At 64.7% G+C, this 15,744-nt stretch carries 12 protein-coding genes and 2 pseudogenes; 5 read left to right on the forward strand and 9 right to left on the reverse strand.

What is annotated here, in order from left to right; genetic code table 11:
- Nucleotides 1–89: 89 nt before the first annotated feature.
- From ACTGJ9_RS27915 to ACTGJ9_RS27940, 6 genes and pseudogenes are all read right to left on the reverse strand, one after another.
- Complete coding sequence (locus tag ACTGJ9_RS27915; protein ID WP_456673700.1) at nucleotides 90–566, reverse strand: MaoC family dehydratase; 477 nt, start codon at nucleotides 564–566, stop codon at nucleotides 90–92.
- A 6-nt stretch (nucleotides 567–572) separates the two neighbouring features.
- Entirely contained in the window at nucleotides 573–2,288 is a 1,716-nt protein-coding gene (locus ACTGJ9_RS27920; RefSeq protein ID WP_456673701.1) for an AMP-binding protein, read from the reverse strand.
- Between the two features lie 109 nt (nucleotides 2,289–2,397).
- Nucleotides 2,398–3,293, reverse strand: a pseudogene (gene mmsB / locus ACTGJ9_RS27925) (3-hydroxyisobutyrate dehydrogenase).
- A gap of 26 nt (nucleotides 3,294–3,319) precedes the next feature.
- The gene (locus ACTGJ9_RS27930; protein ID WP_456673702.1) at nucleotides 3,320–4,387 is read right to left on the reverse strand and encodes an enoyl-CoA hydratase/isomerase family protein; all 1,068 of its coding nucleotides are present in this window, start codon (nucleotides 4,385–4,387) and stop codon (nucleotides 3,320–3,322) included.
- Nucleotides 4,384–5,529: an isobutyryl-CoA dehydrogenase gene (locus ACTGJ9_RS27935; protein ID WP_456673703.1), complete on the reverse strand. Its 1,146-nt coding sequence runs from the start codon at nucleotides 5,527–5,529 to the stop codon at nucleotides 4,384–4,386. The genes ACTGJ9_RS27930 and ACTGJ9_RS27935 overlap by 4 nt, the downstream gene beginning before the upstream one ends.
- Nucleotides 5,530–5,647: 118 nt before the next feature.
- Entirely contained in the window at nucleotides 5,648–7,144 is a 1,497-nt protein-coding gene (locus ACTGJ9_RS27940; RefSeq protein ID WP_456673704.1) for a CoA-acylating methylmalonate-semialdehyde dehydrogenase, read from the reverse strand.
- 98 nt (nucleotides 7,145–7,242) lie between these two features.
- On the opposite strand from ACTGJ9_RS27940, the gene ACTGJ9_RS27945 reads away from it, so the two are divergent.
- The gene (locus ACTGJ9_RS27945; RefSeq protein ID WP_456673705.1) at nucleotides 7,243–8,151 is read left to right on the forward strand and encodes a LysR family transcriptional regulator; all 909 of its coding nucleotides are present in this window, start codon (nucleotides 7,243–7,245) and stop codon (nucleotides 8,149–8,151) included.
- Between the two features lie 112 nt (nucleotides 8,152–8,263).
- Here the strand turns inward: ACTGJ9_RS27945 and ACTGJ9_RS27950 are convergent, their stop codons facing one another.
- Together ACTGJ9_RS27950 and ACTGJ9_RS27955 are read right to left on the reverse strand one after the other, a co-directional pair.
- Entirely contained in the window at nucleotides 8,264–8,884 is a 621-nt protein-coding gene (locus ACTGJ9_RS27950) for a TetR/AcrR family transcriptional regulator (RefSeq protein WP_456673706.1), read from the reverse strand.
- 59 nt (nucleotides 8,885–8,943) lie between these two features.
- Nucleotides 8,944–9,483 (reverse strand): PaaI family thioesterase, encoded by a 540-nt coding sequence (locus ACTGJ9_RS27955; RefSeq protein WP_456673707.1) that lies wholly within the window; start codon nucleotides 9,481–9,483, stop codon nucleotides 8,944–8,946.
- Between the two features lie 153 nt (nucleotides 9,484–9,636).
- On the opposite strand from ACTGJ9_RS27955, the gene ACTGJ9_RS27960 reads away from it, so the two are divergent.
- From ACTGJ9_RS27960 to ACTGJ9_RS27975, 4 genes and pseudogenes are all read left to right on the forward strand, one after another.
- Nucleotides 9,637–10,407: an enoyl-CoA hydratase gene (locus ACTGJ9_RS27960; protein WP_456673708.1), complete on the forward strand. Its 771-nt coding sequence runs from the start codon at nucleotides 9,637–9,639 to the stop codon at nucleotides 10,405–10,407.
- Nucleotides 10,408–10,537: 130 nt separating this feature from the next.
- A complete protein-coding gene (locus ACTGJ9_RS27965; RefSeq protein ID WP_456673709.1) occupies nucleotides 10,538–11,734 on the forward strand; it encodes an acetyl-CoA C-acyltransferase in 1,197 nt (398 codons plus the stop codon).
- 116 nt (nucleotides 11,735–11,850) lie between these two features.
- On the forward strand, nucleotides 11,851–13,146 hold the full coding sequence (locus ACTGJ9_RS27970; RefSeq protein ID WP_456673710.1) for an MFS transporter: 1,296 nt from the start codon (nucleotides 11,851–11,853) through the stop codon (nucleotides 13,144–13,146).
- A 216-nt stretch (nucleotides 13,147–13,362) separates the two neighbouring features.
- A pseudogene (locus tag ACTGJ9_RS27975) lies at nucleotides 13,363–14,837 on the forward strand (FAD-binding oxidoreductase).
- 27 nt (nucleotides 14,838–14,864) lie between these two features.
- Here ACTGJ9_RS27975 and ACTGJ9_RS27980 read toward each other — a convergent pair.
- Complete coding sequence (locus tag ACTGJ9_RS27980) at nucleotides 14,865–15,401, reverse strand: hypothetical protein (RefSeq protein ID WP_456673711.1); 537 nt, start codon at nucleotides 15,399–15,401, stop codon at nucleotides 14,865–14,867.
- Nucleotides 15,402–15,744 lie beyond the last annotated feature (343 nt).

Here is a 15,744-nt window from a genome sequence, read left to right on the forward strand (position 1 = left end):
ACAAGGGGAGAGGGTGCACCGAGCGCGATCTAACAGGCTTTTGAGCAGCGATGCATGACCGGGTCAAGCCCGGCCATATTGGCCCGGGTTTACGCGAAATAGACCAGGCCGAGCCAGTCGGCGACCAGCGCGGGTTTGTCCTCGCCCTCGATCTCCACGGTCACGTTGGTGCGGGATTGTAATTCGTTGGGCTTGCGCAACCTGGCTTCGGCCAGCACGAAACGGCCGCGGACGCGCTTGCCCGAGCGCACCGGCGAGATGAAGCGCAGCTTGTCGAAGCCGTAATTGACGCCCATCGTGGTGCCCGCAATCGCCGGCATCACTTCATAGGACATCGCTGATAGCATCGACATCGTCAGGAAGCCGTGCGCGATCGTGGTGCCGAATGCCGTCGCCTTCGCCCTCTCGGGGTCGACATGGATGAACTGGTGATCCTCCGTTACGTCGGCATAGCTGTCGATGCGGGGCTGGTCGATCAGGTGCCAGGACGACACGCCGATCTCCTTGCCGACCATGGCCTGATAGGCCTCCAGCGTGATCGGCGGCTTCTTCCAGATTTCGTTCATTTCGCTTCAGGTCTCACTTCTTGTTTTCGCCAGCTCCGAAAAATCCTCCTCACGGAATTCCCGGCCGCGCAGCGGATCGTTGCGATCGTCGTCGCGTTCGAGCCGTCGTAGCTGCACGCGGCGGATTTTGCCAGAGATCGTCTTCGGCAGCTCGGTGACGATTTCGAGGCGGCGAATGCGCTTGAATGGCGCAAGCCGCGCGTGCAGGTGCCTGAAGATGGAGAGCGCCGTCTCCGGCATTGGCTCCGCGCCCGAGGTCAGCAGCACATAGGCCTTGGGGATCGCGAGCCGGATCGGGTCCGGGCTCGGCACCACCGCGGCTTCGGCAACGAGTTCGTGCTCGAGCAGCACGCTCTCCAGCTCGAACGGGCTGATGCGATAGTCCGAGGATTTGAACAGGTCGTCGGAGCGGCCGACGAAAGTGAGATAGCCATCCTCGTCTTCGAATACGACGTCGCCGCTGCGATAGAGAGTGCCTTGGGCGCCAGAGAGCTCGCCCTCGTCGCCCTGATAGCCCTGCATCAGGCCGGCCGGACGATCAGCGCCCAGCAGCAGCACCACCTCGCCCTCCCTCGCCGGATGGCCATCGGCATCGCTGACCTGCACGCGATAGCCCGGCAGCGGGCGGCCCATCGAGCCAACCTTGATTGTCTGTCCCGGCGAGTTGCCGGCGAGTGCGGTCGTTTCAGTCTGGCCGTAGCCGTCGCGGATGGTGAGGCCCCAGGCGGCCTGCACTTGATCGATCACTTCCGGGTTGAGCGGCTCCCCGGCGCCGCAGACTTCGCGCAAGCTCACCTTGAACGACGCCAGGTTCTCCTGAATGAACAGCCGCCACACCGTCGGCGGCGCGCACAGCGTGGTGACGCCGCAGCGGCCAATGGTTGCAAGCAGAGCTTTGGCGTCGAAGCGCGGCTGATTGACTACGAACACGGTGGCGCCCGCGTTCCACGGCGCGAAGAAGCAGCTCCAGGCGTGCTTGGCCCAACCGGGCGACGAGATGTTGAGATGGATGTCGCCGGGCTTCAGCCCGATCCAGTACATCGTCGAGAGATGGCCAACCGGGTAACTACGCTGGCTGTGCAGTACGAGCTTTGGCTTTGCCGTGGTGCCCGAGGTGAAATAGAGCAGCATCGGGTCGTCGGCGTTGGTCGGACCGTCCGGCACAAAACTTTCAGACGCTTTCGCCGCCTCGTCGTAGGCAAGCCAACCGTCGGAGGCCGCACCGACGACGATGCGCACGATGTTCTCGGCACCAAGACTCGCGAACTTCGCGACCTGATCCTGCGCCGCGACCACCGCCTTCGCCTTGCCGCGATCGAGCCGGTCGCGCAACTCATCCGCGGTGAGCAACGTGGTCGCGGGAATGACGACGACACCGAGCTTCATCGCGGCGAGCATGGTCTCCCACAGTGGAACCACATTGCCGAGCAGCAGCAGGAGATGATCGCCGCGCTTCAGGCCCTGGGCCCGGAGAAAGTTGGCGACCTGATTGGAGCGCTTCGAGAGCGCTGCGAAGGACAGTTTTGTCTGCTTATCCTGCGCGGCGTCGACAATCCAGAGCGCGGGTCTGTCCTTGGCTTCAGCATCTTTCGCCAATTCGTCGAACCAGTCGAGCGCCCAGTTGAAGGCGACCGGATCGGGCCAGCGGAAACCTTTGACCGCCGTGTCGTAGTCCGTGCGGTGTTGCAGAAGAAATGCGCGCGCGTCCCGAAATGTCGTCATCCGGCTTCACCACGTTCACTGCCGTCATCCCGAGGAGCCGCGAAGCGGCGTCTCAAGGATGGCCACAGATACCGTCTTTTCATCCTTCGAGGCTCGCTCCGCTCGCACCTCAGGATGACGGCGGCCGAGCTAGCCCCCTAACGTGCTTGATAATTCCGGAAAAATCCACCCCGCCCTGCCCTGCCTTGTCGAAGGCCTGATAGATCTCCTGCGCGTGCTGGCCGAGCGGCGTTGCGGCGCCCGCGGCCTTCGCAGCGTCCTGCGCCAGGGTCAAATCCTTCACCATCAGCGCCGAGGCAAAGCCCGGCTTGTAGTCGTTGTTGGCGGGCGAGGTCGGCACTGGACCTGGAACCGGGCAATAGGTCGTGAGCGACCAGCATTGACCCGACGAGGTCGAGGCGACGTCGAACAGCGCCTGATGCGAGAGCCCGAGCTTCTCAGCCAATGCAAAGGCCTCGCTGACCGCGATCATGGAAATGCCGAGGATCATGTTGTTGCAGATCTTCGCGGCCTGACCGGCGCCGCTGCCGCCGCAATGCACGATCTTCTTGCCCATCTTCTCCAGCACCGGCTTTGCCGCCGCGAACGCGCCCTCCTCGCCACCGCACATGAAGGTGAGCGTTGCGCCCTTGGCACCGCCGGTGCCGCCGGAGACCGGCGCGTCGACCGAGAGCACGCCATGCCTGGCTGCCAGCGCATGCGCCTGACGCGCGCTTTCAACGTCGATGGTGGAGCTATCGATGATCAGCGCGCTCTTGGTCATGGCGGGCACCACCTCGTTCCAGACGCCGAGCACGTGCTTGCCGGCCGGCAGCATGGTGACGACGACGTCGGCGTCCTTCACCGCTCCCGACGCACTGTCAGCGATAGCGGCGCCATCGGCCTTGGCCTGATTGCGCGAGGCCTCGGCGAGATCGAACGCCACCACCTTGTGGCCGGCCTTGACCAGATCGCGGCCATCGGGCCGCCCATGTTGCCGAGACCGATGAATGCGATCGTGGCCATCTTGGTTTCCTCCGCTTGGAACGTTGTCAGTTGAACTTCAGCTCGTCGGCGCCGATCTCCGCGAGATACGGCGCGAGCATTTGCGGGGTGACATCCTCGATCCGCGGCGGCGACCAGCTCGGATTGCGGTCCTTGTCGATCACTGCGGCGCGCACGCCCTCGCGGAAATCGTCGCTGCGGAAGACTTCCAGCGCCGCGCGATATTCGCGCACCAGGCATTCCTCCAGGCTGGATGCGCTACGCGCCAGCCGCAGCAGTTTCAGCGTCACCACCATGCCGCGCGGCGATTTCTCGTTGAGCGTCTTCAGCGTCGCCAGCGCAAACTCCGACCCGTCGCGCTTGAGCGCCGCGACGATGTCCTCCATGCGGTCGAAGCCGAACAATGCGTCAATAACAGGCTCCTTCGCAGCAACTGGCCCCGCGGTGTCGCCGGTCGCAAAACCGTTGATGAGCTTGCTGACATCGGCTGCGGTCACGCCTTGGCGAACGCCGGTCAGCGCCTGGCGCAGCTCCGGCCATTTGGCGGCCGGCACCACGGCGTCGGCGAATTTAGCGTGGATCGCGTCAGGGCCGTTCATGGTCTGGCCGGTCAGGCCGAAATAAGTGCCGATCTCGCCGGGCGAGCGCGACAACAGCCAGGTGCCGCCGACGTCAGGGAAAAAGCCGAGCCCGACCTCGGGCATCGCCAGCCTGGTGCGATCGGTGACTACGCGATGGCTGGCGTGACCGGAGAGACCAACGCCGCCGCCCATCACCAGCCCGTCCATGAACGCCACGTACGGCTTCGGATACTTTGCGATCCGCGCGTTCATGACGTATTCCTGACGCCAGAACCGCGGGCCGAGATCGCCGCCCTCGCGCGAGCTCTCCCAGAGACCGCGGATGTCGCCGCCAGCGCAGAGCCCGCGTTCACCCGACCCTTCGAGGATGATCACGGCAACTTCCGGATCGATCTCGAAGCGATCCAGCGCCGCGTCGATGCCTTCCGACATCTCCAGCGTCATGGCGTTGATCGCCTTGGGCCGGTTGAGCCGGATCACGCCCGCCGCGCCTTCGCGGCGAACGATCAGGTCGCCCTCTTCCACTGAACTCATCGCGCGCCCTCGATCAGCTTGCGCGCCACGATGAGCCGCATGATTTCGTTAGTGCCTTCGAGGATCTGGTGCACGCGCAGATCGCGCACGATCTTCTCGATGCCGTATTCGCTGAGATAGCCGTAGCCGCCGTGGAGCTGGAGCGCGTTGTTGGCGACCTCGAAGCCGACGTCAGTGCCGAAGCGTTTTGCCATCGCGCACAGCATGGTGGCGTCGGGGTCCTTGCGGTCGAGCGCCGCCGCGGCACGCCACAGGAAGGTGCGCGCGGCCTCGAGCTCGATCGCCATGTCGGCGAGCTTGAATTGCAGCGCCTGGAATTCGTCGAGGCGTTTGCCGAACGCCTTGCGCTCCTTCATGTAGGCGCGCGCCTTGTCGAGCGCGGTCTGCGCACCGCCGAGCGAACAGGCCGTGATGTTGAGGCGGCCGCCATCGAGGCCGGCCATCGCGATCTTGAAGCCGACGCCCTCGTCGCTGAGCCGGTTGGCCACGGGCACGCGGGCGTTCTCGAAGATCACGGCGCGGGTCGGCTGCGCGTTCCAACCCATCTTGCGCTCATTGGCGCCGAACGACACGCCGGGCGTCTTGCCGTCGATGACGAGGGTCGAGATGCCGCCGGGGCCATCGCCGCCGGTCCTGACCATCGCGACCAGGAGATCGGTGCCGCCCGCACCGGATATGAACTGCTTCTGGCCGTTGAGCACATAGTGATCGCCATCGCGCACCGCGCGGGTGCGCAACGCTGCCGCGTCCGAGCCTGCGCCCGGCTCGGTCAGGCAGTAGCTCGCGATCAGCTCCATGGTGCAGAGCTTTGGCAGCCATGTGTGGCGCTGGGTGTCGCTGCCGAAGGCATCGATCATCCAGCTTGCCATGTTGTGGATGGAGATGAAGGCCGACGTGGTCGGGCAGCCCGTCGCCAGCGCCTCGAAGATCAGCGCCGCTTCGAACCGCGTCATAGCGGAACCGCCGACATCCTCGCGGATATAGATGCCGCCCATGCCGAGGGTGGCGGCCTCGCGCATAACGTCGACGGGAAAGTGCTTCTCCTCGTCCCAGCGCAGCGCATGCGGCGCGATCTTTTCCGCCGCAAACGCCAACGCCATGTCGCGAACCGCGACTTGATCCTCGTTCAGAGCGAACTGCATCCGGGGCGGCTCATTTTTCTCTCGTCATTGCGAGCGAAGCGAAGCAATCCAGACTGTCTCCGCGGAAAGACTCTGGATTGCTTCGTCGCTACGCTCCTCGCAATGACGGCTGAGGAGATCACTTCATCGTCGGGATCGAGAACTCCGCACCTTCCTTGACGCCGGACGGCCAGCGCGAGGTCACCGTCTTGGTCTTGGTGTAGAAGCGGATCGAGTCGGGGCCGTGCTGGTTGAGATCGCCGAAGCCCGACTTCTTCCAGCCGCCGAAGGTGTAATAGGCGATCGGCACCGGGATCGGCACATTGATGCCGACCATGCCGACATTGACCTTGGCCGCGAAGTCGCGCGCGGCGTCACCATCGCGGGTGAAGATGGCAACCCCGTTGCCGTAATCATGGTCGGACGGCAGCGCCAGCGCTTCCTTGTAGTCGTGCGCGCGCACGACCGAGAGCACGGGGCCGAAGATCTCTTCCTTGTAGATCCGCATCTCCTTGGTGACGTTGTCGAACAGCGAACCGCCGAGATAGAACCCGTTCTCGTAGCCCTGCATCTTGAAGCCGCGGCCGTCGACGGCGAGCGTCGCGCCTTCCTTGATGCCGATCTCGATATAGCCCTTGACCTTCTCCACCGCCTCGCGCGTGACCAGCGGACCGTAATCGGCGGACGGATCGATCGATGTGCCGATCTTCAGGCTCTCGACGCGCGGGATCAGCTTGTCCATGAGACGGTCCGCGGTGGTCTTGCCGACGGGCACGGCGACCGAAACCGCCATGCAGCGCTCGCCGGCCGAGCCGTAACCCGCGCCGATCAGAGCATCGACAGCCTGGTCCATGTCGGCGTCCGGCATGATAATGGCGTGGTTCTTGGCACCGCCGAAGCATTGGCAGCGCTTGCCGGTCTGGGCGGCCCGCTCGTAGATGTACTGCGCGATCAGCGTGGAGCCGACGAAGCCGACGGCCTTGATATCGGGATCGTCGAGGATGGCGTCGACGGCTTCCTTGTCGCCGTTGACGACGTTAAGGATGCCGGCCGGCAGGCCCGCCTCGATCATGAGCGCGGCAAGCATCATCGGCACGCCGGGATCGCGCTCGGACGGCTTGAGGATGAACGCGTTGCCGCAGGCGATGGCTGGGGCGAATTTCCACATCGGGATCATCGCCGGGAAATTGAACGGCGTGATGCCGGCGACGACGCCGAGCGGCTGGCGCAGCGAATAGATGTCGATGCCGGGGCCGGCGCCTTCGGTATATTCGCCCTTCATCAGATGAGGGATACCGCAGGCGAATTCGGCGACTTCGAGACCGCGCTGGATGTCGCCCTTGGCGTCGGGCACGGTCTTGCCGTGCTCGCGCGCCAGCAACTCGGCGAGCTTGTCGTAGTCGCGCTGCACCAGATCGACGAATTTCGTCATGACGCGGGCGCGCCGCTGCGGGTTGGTGGCGGCCCATTCCGGCTGTGCTGCGCGCGCGTTCTCGACGGCGGCGCGGACTTCGGCCTTCGAGGCCAACGCGACCTTGGCCTGGACGTCACCGGTCATCGGCTCGAAAACGTCGGCGGTGCGGCCCGAGGTACCCTTGACCTCCCTGCCGCCGATGAAATGTCCGACTGCGCGCATGGAATGAACTCCCTAAGGCTTGATCCGCTTTGACAAATCCTATCGACCTGCATTTTATAGGATTCAAGTCTGAGATAATGCACCATAGATGTGCGAAAATGCTGGATCAAGGTCACATCGATTGGGACGACTTCCGCTTCGTGCTGGCCATCGTGCGGGGCGGCTCGGTCTCGGCTGCGGCAAAACAGCTCGGCGTCGACCATGCCACGGTGATCCGCCGCGTGGACCGGCTGGAAAAGCACCTCTCAGCCAAGCTGTTCGACCGGCGCAAGACCGGCTACCTCATCACCGAGGCCGGCCAGCGCGTCGCCGACAGCGCCGAGGCGATGGAATCCACCATCGTCGCCAATCAGGAGCAGGTCGGCGGCTCCGTGGCGCGGCTGACCGGCACGGTGCGGATCGGCGCGCCCGACGGGTTCGGCACCGCTTTCCTGGCACCGCGGCTGGCGCCCTTCGCCGACCGCTATCCCGATCTCGATCTGCAACTTGTAGCAACCGCGCGGCTGTTCAGTCTCTCCAAGCGCGAGGCCGATATCGCGATCAGCCTGACCATGCCGAAGGAAGGCCGCATCGTCGGCCGCAAGCTGCTCGATTATCGCCTCGGGCTTTATGCCGCGCCGGCCTATCTCGACCGTTTCCCGACGATCGCCTCGCGCGAGGTGCTGCCGCAGCACCGCTTTGTCGGCTACATCGAGGAGCTCTTGTTCACGCCGGAGCTCGACTATCTGCCGCAGGTGTCGCCGCGCATCTCGGCGCGCTTCCGCAGCGCCAATCTGATCGCCCAGCTCAACGCCACGCTCGCAGGCTTCGGCATCGCGGTGCTGCCGCACTTCATGGCGAGCGACTATCCGCAGCTTGTCGCAGTGCTGCCGGAGGAAGTTTCGATCACGCGCACGTTCTGGATGCTGATGCACGCCGACAGCAAGGATCTCGCGCGGATCAGGGCGGTGGCGGATTACATCGGCGAGATCGTGGAGCGCGAGCGGGCGCTGTTTGCGGGGCGATAAAGCGGAATGGACAGGGTGGGCAAAGCAAAGCGTGCCCACCATGTCCATCGCAATCGGAACGAGATGGTGGTCACGGCGCTTGAACGCCTTTGCTCACCCTACGGCATCTCGCCTAGTTCTGCTTCTTCTTGGCCGGTGCAGCCTTTGCAGGCTCACGCCGCGCGCCGTCGAGCGCATTGTCCTTGCCGGCCCTCAACACCTCGTCCGACAGCTCGCTGGAGCCGGCGATGCGCGCCAGCAGCATGGTGCCGGCCATCGTCGCCAGCGTGGCGATCGCCTGCTTGCGTGCGGCCTTGCGTGGCAAATTGGGGATGAAATCGGTCATCATCTCGATCATCTCGTCGAGCTTGCCGGCAAAGGCTTTTCGCGTCTTCGGGCTCTCACGGGCGATCTCGGCGCCAAGTGCGGGGATCGAGCAGCCGTGCCCGGGATTGTCGCGGTGGAGTGTGGAGAGATAGGTCTCGACGATCTGGGCAAGCCGCTTCTCGGGCGCGACCTGGTCGGACTGCTTGCGCCAGTGCTCCATCGCGCGGTCCATGGCGTAGCCGAAGGCCTCGATCACCAACGCCTCGCGGGAATCGAAATGCGCGTAGAAGCCGCCATGGGTCAGGCCCGCCTCCTTCATGAGGTCGGCGACGCCGATGCCGTGGGCGCCCTTTTCGCGCAGCCGCACGGACGCCTTCTTCACGATGCGGTCGTGAGTTTCCTGCTTGTGTTCCCGAGAATAGCGCATGCGGCTCTCATTGGATGTCGGAGGTCATCTCATAACACGGATATCGGTCCGGCGGCGCATTAATTCCCGGTAAAATTGTTGCCGATCATGGAAAAGGTTGCAGTTGCATGGACCGCGAGGGCGCCCTTGCCGTCGCGCACGAAGCCCTCGGTGTAGCTGGTCTGGCGACCCAGCTTGATGATCTTGCCCTCGGCCGAGATCAGCCCCGAGCGAACCGAGAGCGGGCGAAGGAAGGTCATTTTCAGGTCGAGCGTCACCGACGACTGCCCGGCCTCCAGCCGCGTGGAGATCGCGCAGCCCATGGCGGTGTCGAGGAGTGCAGCGGCGGTCGCGCCATGCAGGAGCCCGATGGTATTTTCGAGGTCCTCGCGCGGCTCCAGTTCCATCACGATCCGGCCCGGCTCGACCACGGCCATGATGAAACCGATCAGCTTTGCGAAGGGCGGCGGCGGCAGGCGTCCGTCGCGGATGCCGAGCATGGCTTCGATGCCGGACAGGCCCATCGCCACTTTCGCAACCGGCGCTGGCGCCTGCCAGTCCACCACGCGCTCGCGCCGCTGTGCAGGTGAAAACAGGTCGAGTTGAGCGGGTTCGGTCATGGGCTGTCCTTTTGGAGGATACTCATCATACTATGCTGCGGATTTCGCGCCGGCAACTCCGTCCCACCCGCTTGACAAGCCGGGCATTTCGGCCCGGAAGTGATCCCGACGCGCGCGTCTTGCGCATGTCCACGAAACCTTCGAGATCCCACGATGGAAATGCTCAACAACCACTGCGGCATCACGCGCGATGCGCGCGGCGTCGTTCATGTCGTGATCTGCAACGCCGGCCCGCTGAACATTCTGGGCTCGCCCGTGACCGATGCGGTGCGCGAAGGCCTGCAACAACTCGCCACCGATCGCAGCATTCGCGTTGTGGTGCTGCGCGGCCAGAGCGAGAAGAGCATGATCGGCGGCGCCGACATCAAGGAGATGGCCAAGCTCGACCAGACATCGGCCGAAGCGTTCATCAGCCGCCTGCGCGATCTCTGCGAAGCCGTACGGCAATTCCCCGCCCCCGTGATCGCGCGCATGCCCGGCTGGTGCCTCGGCGGCGGGCTCGAAGTCGCCGCTGCCTGCGACTTCCGCATCGCCGCGCACGATGCGCATTTCGGCATGCCCGAGGTCCGCGTCGGCATTCCCTCGGTGATCCATGCCGCGCTGCTACCGCGCCTGATCGGCTGGGCCCGCGCGCGCTGGCTAGTGATGGCCGCGGAGAATATCGACGCGCCGACGGCGCTGGCTTGGGGCCTGATCGACAGAATCGCGCCGGCCGGCGGACTGGATGCCGAGGTCGAGCAGCTCGTGAACGCGCTGCTCGAATGCGGCCCCGAGGCGCTGCGCTCGCAGAAGGCGCTGCTGCGGCAATGGGAGGAACTGCCGCTGACGGAGTCGGTGAACCTCAGCATCAAGGTGTTCGGCGAGTCGTTTCTGACCGACGAGCCGACGCGGCTGATGCAAGCGTTTGTGAACCGGAAGCGGTAGGACCTCCTCCGTTCGAACGACCAATTCTCATCCAATCCACGACAATTTCTCATGCTCGCGCGGTTGCAGTTTTTTGCGCCGCATCATATGATGATCGTAATCTCAATCGTCATAGCCAGGGAGTCTTGTCATGGCCGAAGCCGCCGATCCCGTCGTCATCGTCTCCGCCGCCCGAACCCCGCTCGGCCGCTTCATGGGCGAGTTGTCGCCGCTTTCCGCGCACAAGCTCGGATCGCACGTGATCAATGCGGCGCTGGAACGCGCCAAGCTCGCGCCCGAGAAGGTCGAGGAGGTGTTCATGGGCTGCGTGCTGCCCGCCGGCCAGGGCCAGGCACCGGCGCGTCAGGCGGCGCGTAGCGCCGGCCTGCCCGATGCTACGGGCGCAACAACGGTCAACAAGGTCTGCGGCTCCGGCATGAAGGCGACCATGCTGGCGCACGACATCATCCGCGCCGGCTCGGCCGAGATCGTCGTCTCCGGCGGCATGGAGAGCATGAGCAACGCGCCGTATCTTCTGGCTAAAGCCCGCGGCGGCTATCGCGCCGGTCACGACCGCATCATCGACCACATGATGATGGACGGCCTCGAGGACGCCTACGAGACCGGCCGCTCCATGGGCGATTTCGGCGAGGCGACGGCCGAGGCCTATCAGTTCACCCGCAAGGACCAGGACGCCTACGCGATGGAAACGCTGAGCCGCGCGCGCAAGGCGGTCGAGGGCGGCGCATTCAGGGCGGAGATCGTACCGATCACGCTGAGCGAGAAGTCCGGGCCACGGGTGATTGCCAATGACGAGCACCCGCTGAAGGTCGATCCGGCCAAGATTCCCGGATTGAAGCCGGCGTTCCGCGCCAACGGCACCATCACGCCCGCGGCCTCCTCGGCCAATGCCGATGGCGCCGCCGCGCTGGTGCTGACGAAGCGCTCGCTCGCCGATCGCAACGGCCTGCCTGCACTCGCCGTGATCAAAGGGCATGCCACCCACAGCCAGGAGCCGCCATGGTTCACCACCGCGCCGATCCCGGCGATCCGCAAGCTGCTCGACAAGGTCGGCTGGAGCGCAGGCGATGTCGATCTCTTTGAGATCAACGAAGCGTTCGCGGTGGTCGCGATGGCAGCGCAGCGCGACCTCGGCATCCCGCGCGACAAGCTCAACATCAATGGCGGCGCCTGTGCGCTCGGCCATCCCATTGGTGCGACCGGCGCACGACTGATCGTGACGCTGCTGCATGCGCTCGAGGCCAACAATCTCAAGCGCGGCATTGCGGCACTCTGCATCGGCGGCGGCGAGGCCACTGCGATCGCGGTGGAGCGCCTCGCGCATTAGCGCGGCCGCGATGTCCCGAATTGAGGGAAGTCTGTCATTTCAGACTTCCCGTTTCCGTGGCAGACTGCAACAATGATGCGGGTCGCCCAAAGCCCGCCAAGCTGGATTGAGGGGCAATGATTTCGAACTGGCTTTCGGCCGCACTCGGCCGTCACAACATCCATTACGGCTGGGTGATGGTCGGCGTGACCTTCTTCGCCGCGCTGATCAGCGCGGGCACGGTCGGCGCGCCTGGCGTGTTCATCGTCCCGCTTCAGAAGGAGTTCGGCTGGAGCACGGCGGAGATCTCGTCTGCACTCTCGATCCGCTTCATCCTGTTCGGGCTGATGGCACCGTTCGCGGCCGCCCTCCTCAACCGCTACGGGCTGCGCAACGTCACGCTGACCGCTCAGCTGATCGTCGTCTCGGCGCTCGTGCTCTCGCTCGGCATGACAGAAATCTGGCAGCTTGTGGCTCTCTGGGGCGTGGTGATCGGCATCGGCACCGGCATGACCGCGCTGGTGCTGGGCGCGACCATCTCCACGCGCTGGTTCGCCGCGCGGCGCGGCCTCGTCGTCGGCATCCTGACCGCGAGTGTCGCCACCGGCCAGCTCGTGTTCCTGCCGCTGCTCGCAAGCCTCACCGAACGCTTCGGCTGGCGCCTTGCGCTCGGATTCGTCTGCATCATGCTCGGCGTTTCCGCATTGGCAGTGCTACTCGTGATGCGCGACCGCCCGAGCGATCTGGGCCTGCGCCCGTTGGGCGACGAAGGCACCGAGCCCGTGGCCGCACCGCCCGTGAACCCCGGCTCGATCACCGGAGTTGCGCTCGGCACGCTGCGCGACGCCTCGAAGTCGAGCGCATTCTGGATCCTGTTTGCAACGTTCTTCGTCTGCGGCGCCTCGACCAACGGCCTCGTGCAGGTGCACCTGATCCCGATGTGCCTCGATTTCGGCATCCCGCAGGTGCAGGCGGCGAGCCTGCTGGCGGCAATGGGCATTTTCGATTTCTTCGGCACTATCATGTCGGGCTGGCTATCGGACCGCTATGATAACCGCTTCCTGCTGTTCTGGTACTACGGCCTGCGCGGACTCTCGCTGATCTTCCTGCCCTTCAGCGATTTCTCGTTCTATGGCCTGTCGATCTTCGCGATGTTCTACGGCCTCGACTGGATCGCGACCGTGCCGCCGACGGTGCGACTGACTGCGCAGAAATTCGGGCCCGAACGCGCCAATCTGGTGTTCGGCTGGATCTTTGCCGGCCATCAACTCGGCGCCGGCGCCGCGGCCTTCGGCGCGGGCCTGTCGCGGACGCTGCTGCAGAGCTACCTGCCCGCCTTCTTCGTGGCCGGCGCGCTCTGCGTATTCGCCTCGCTGATCGTGCTGGCACTGTCGAGGCAACCGAAACCGCAAGCAAAGCCTGCGATGGCCTAGTACCGTATCGTGGTGGTGACGCCGAACACAGCGGCGTTACCGATCCGCGACACGCGGCTGTGATGCCAGAACGGCCGCAGATGTTGGCAAGCATGTTTGGAGATGGTGCTGAAATTGTCCCGGTGTTGCCGATAGACTTCGCGGCCCAAACGTGGACAATGCGACCCAAGCGCTTCGCGCGCGCAGTGCACACCAAGATGCGCCAGGGGAAACAAAATGCCGACTGCCTTCCCGTCGCCCGTACCCGCCATTCCGACCGCGCCTTTGACCACGCAGCTATGCGATGCGTTGCGCGCGATCGTGGGCGAGAAAGGTTTCATCGAAGACGAGCACGGCAAGCAGCCGTTCGTCACGGACTGGCGGGGCTGCTGGTTGGGAGCGCCGGGGCCGTCATACGTCCTGGCAGCACCGAGGAAGTGTCGAAAGTCGTCCGGCTTTGCCATGAGCACGGCGTCGCCATCGTGCCGCAGGGTGGCAACACCGGGCTGATGGGCGCCGCCACGCCCTGGCCTGCGCACACCGGTATCGTGCTGTCGCTGGGCCGGATGAACGGCGTGCTGGAGGTCGATCCCGTCGGCTATGCGATGACGGTCGAGGCCGGCTGCGTTTTGCAGACCCTTCAGGAGACCGCGGCTGCGCACGACAGGTTCCTGCCGTTGAGCCTTGGCGCCCAGGGCTCGTGCATGATCGGCGGCAACCTTTCGACCAACGCCGGCGGCGTGCAGGTGCTGCGCTATGGCAATGCCCGCAACCTCGTGCTCGGGCTCGAGGTCGTCCTGCCCAACGGCGAGGTCTGGAAGGGATTGCGCGCGCTGAAGAAGGACAACACCGGATACGACCTCAAGCATCTCTTCATGGGCGCGGAGGGGACGCTCGGCATCATCACCAAGGCCGTCCTCAAGCTATGGCCGGCCCCGAAGGACGTCTGCACGGCGTGGCTCGCGATCCGTGATCCGCGCGCGGCGCTGGAGATCCTGTCGGACGCGCATGCGGCATCCGAGGACAATGTCGGGTCCTGCGAGCTGCTGAGCCGCGCGGCCGTCGACCTCGTGATGCGCCACATTCCCGGCGTCCAGGATCCGCTCAAGGCGGATACGCCGTGGTACCTGCTGCTTGAATGGTCGTCCTCGCGGCCGCGGCAGGACGGGGCCGATGGCATGTCCGAGAAGATGGAGCAATTTCTCGCCCACCAGCTCGAGGCCGGTCGCGTCCTCGACGCGGCGATCGCGCAGACCGTCAGTCAATCGCGCAACATGTGGCGCATCCGCGAAGCCATGGCCGAGGCCTCGCGCGCCGAGGGTCCGGGCCTCAGCTACGACGTATCGGTGGCGATCTCCAAAATTCCGGACTTCATCGAGAAGGGGCTCAAGGCCGCGCTCGACATTCTCCCGAGCATCCGCCCCTATCCGCTGGGGCATATCGGCGACGGCAATCTGCATTTCTCGTTCATGGGGCCGAAGGGCATGGATCAGCAGACGCTGAACCAATACACGGCCGCGATCACGCGGGCGGTGAACGATCTCATCATCTCCATGGGCGGCTCGATCTCGGCGGAGCACGGCATCGGCATCGAAAAGCTCGACGAGCTCAGCCATTACCGTTCGAAGACCGAGCTCGACATCATGCGCACGATCAAACGCGCGCTCGACCCGCAGAACATCATGAATCCGGGGAAGGTGCTGCGGCTGTGATGAAGGCCGGGCACCCTCCCCGTCATTTCAGCCGCGCGGGTTGACGACGGTGTAGCCCCGCAGCGAACGCGCGTGTATCCGTGTGGCATGGCCGCCCGAATTGGCGTCATAGGCCATCCACATGTCGCCTCCCAGGGGCTGCTCCAGGACAAAGACATGGCCGCGCCGCGCCGCCACCATTCCCGGCGCCGGCGACGTCCGCGGAAAGCGCAGCCAGTTGGACGCGAGATTCAACTCCGGCACGATATGACCAAACACGCGCAGGGCCGCGCCGCAGCCGCAGAAGGACGACGGGCAACCCGCCGGCCTTCCGCCGACGATCTGCGCGCCGGAGACATTCACCGCCGCGGCGGCGCCACCGGCGTCGGTCACTGTCAGTCGCATCGAACGGTACGCTTGTAGTGAGTTCCTGGACACTCGCTCGCGGCGTGTTTGCGAATACGAGAAGTCGCAGGGCATGGTCACGTTGCATCCGGGAGCTTGTTGAAGGTGGTACGGTCGTGCTTCCGAGGCGATGGAGCTGACGGCAAAGACGAAAAACGCAGAAAGAACTTGCTTGAACATTGCAGGACTCCGAAATTGAAGGCCTGCCCCGGGCAAAGAGAAACCAATATCAGTTTGGCTGAAATGGGCCTAAAGAGCGGCCGAAACCGGCTGCATTTGCGCGCTGCTCTCTTCAATTTTCATAAGCTACACGTTGCGATCGAAACGATTAACTCGCAGGGTGCGAGCGCCTGGCTCAGGCGCCTTCAACGCTTTGCGACATACAATAAGGTCAGCTTTGCGCGGGACGCAGAAGGTCGCGACGGTGTCAGAGAACCGCGCCCTGGATTAAACCAAGCGCCCCTTCATTCGCCGTTGTTATTCGATGCACAGGCGCTATCGTGCGGAAGCGGCACAGCCGCGG

Source organism: Bradyrhizobium sp. RDM12, from assembly GCF_051917485.1.
Taxonomy (GTDB): Bacteria; Pseudomonadota; Alphaproteobacteria; order Rhizobiales; family Xanthobacteraceae; genus Bradyrhizobium.

Coding starts and splice junctions, on each gene's coding strand:
- ACTGJ9_RS27915 (WP_456673700.1), bottom strand. CDS start 566: ATGAACGAAATCTGGAAGAAGCCGCCGATCACGCTGGAGGCCTATCAG.
- ACTGJ9_RS27920 (WP_456673701.1), bottom strand. CDS start 2,288: ATGACGACATTTCGGGACGCGCGCGCATTTCTTCTGCAACACCGCACG.
- ACTGJ9_RS27930 (WP_456673702.1), bottom strand. CDS start 4,387: ATGAGTTCAGTGGAAGAGGGCGACCTGATCGTTCGCCGCGAAGGCGCG.
- ACTGJ9_RS27935 (WP_456673703.1), bottom strand. CDS start 5,529: ATGCAGTTCGCTCTGAACGAGGATCAAGTCGCGGTTCGCGACATGGCG.
- ACTGJ9_RS27940 (WP_456673704.1), bottom strand. CDS start 7,144: ATGCGCGCAGTCGGACATTTCATCGGCGGCAGGGAGGTCAAGGGTACC.
- ACTGJ9_RS27945 (WP_456673705.1), top strand. CDS start 7,243: ATGCTGGATCAAGGTCACATCGATTGGGACGACTTCCGCTTCGTGCTG.
- ACTGJ9_RS27950 (WP_456673706.1), bottom strand. CDS start 8,884: ATGCGCTATTCTCGGGAACACAAGCAGGAAACTCACGACCGCATCGTG.
- ACTGJ9_RS27955 (WP_456673707.1), bottom strand. CDS start 9,483: ATGACCGAACCCGCTCAACTCGACCTGTTTTCACCTGCACAGCGGCGC.
- ACTGJ9_RS27960 (WP_456673708.1), top strand. CDS start 9,637: ATGGAAATGCTCAACAACCACTGCGGCATCACGCGCGATGCGCGCGGC.
- ACTGJ9_RS27965 (WP_456673709.1), top strand. CDS start 10,538: ATGGCCGAAGCCGCCGATCCCGTCGTCATCGTCTCCGCCGCCCGAACC.
- ACTGJ9_RS27970 (WP_456673710.1), top strand. CDS start 11,851: ATGATTTCGAACTGGCTTTCGGCCGCACTCGGCCGTCACAACATCCAT.
- ACTGJ9_RS27980 (WP_456673711.1), bottom strand. CDS start 15,401: ATGTTCAAGCAAGTTCTTTCTGCGTTTTTCGTCTTTGCCGTCAGCTCC.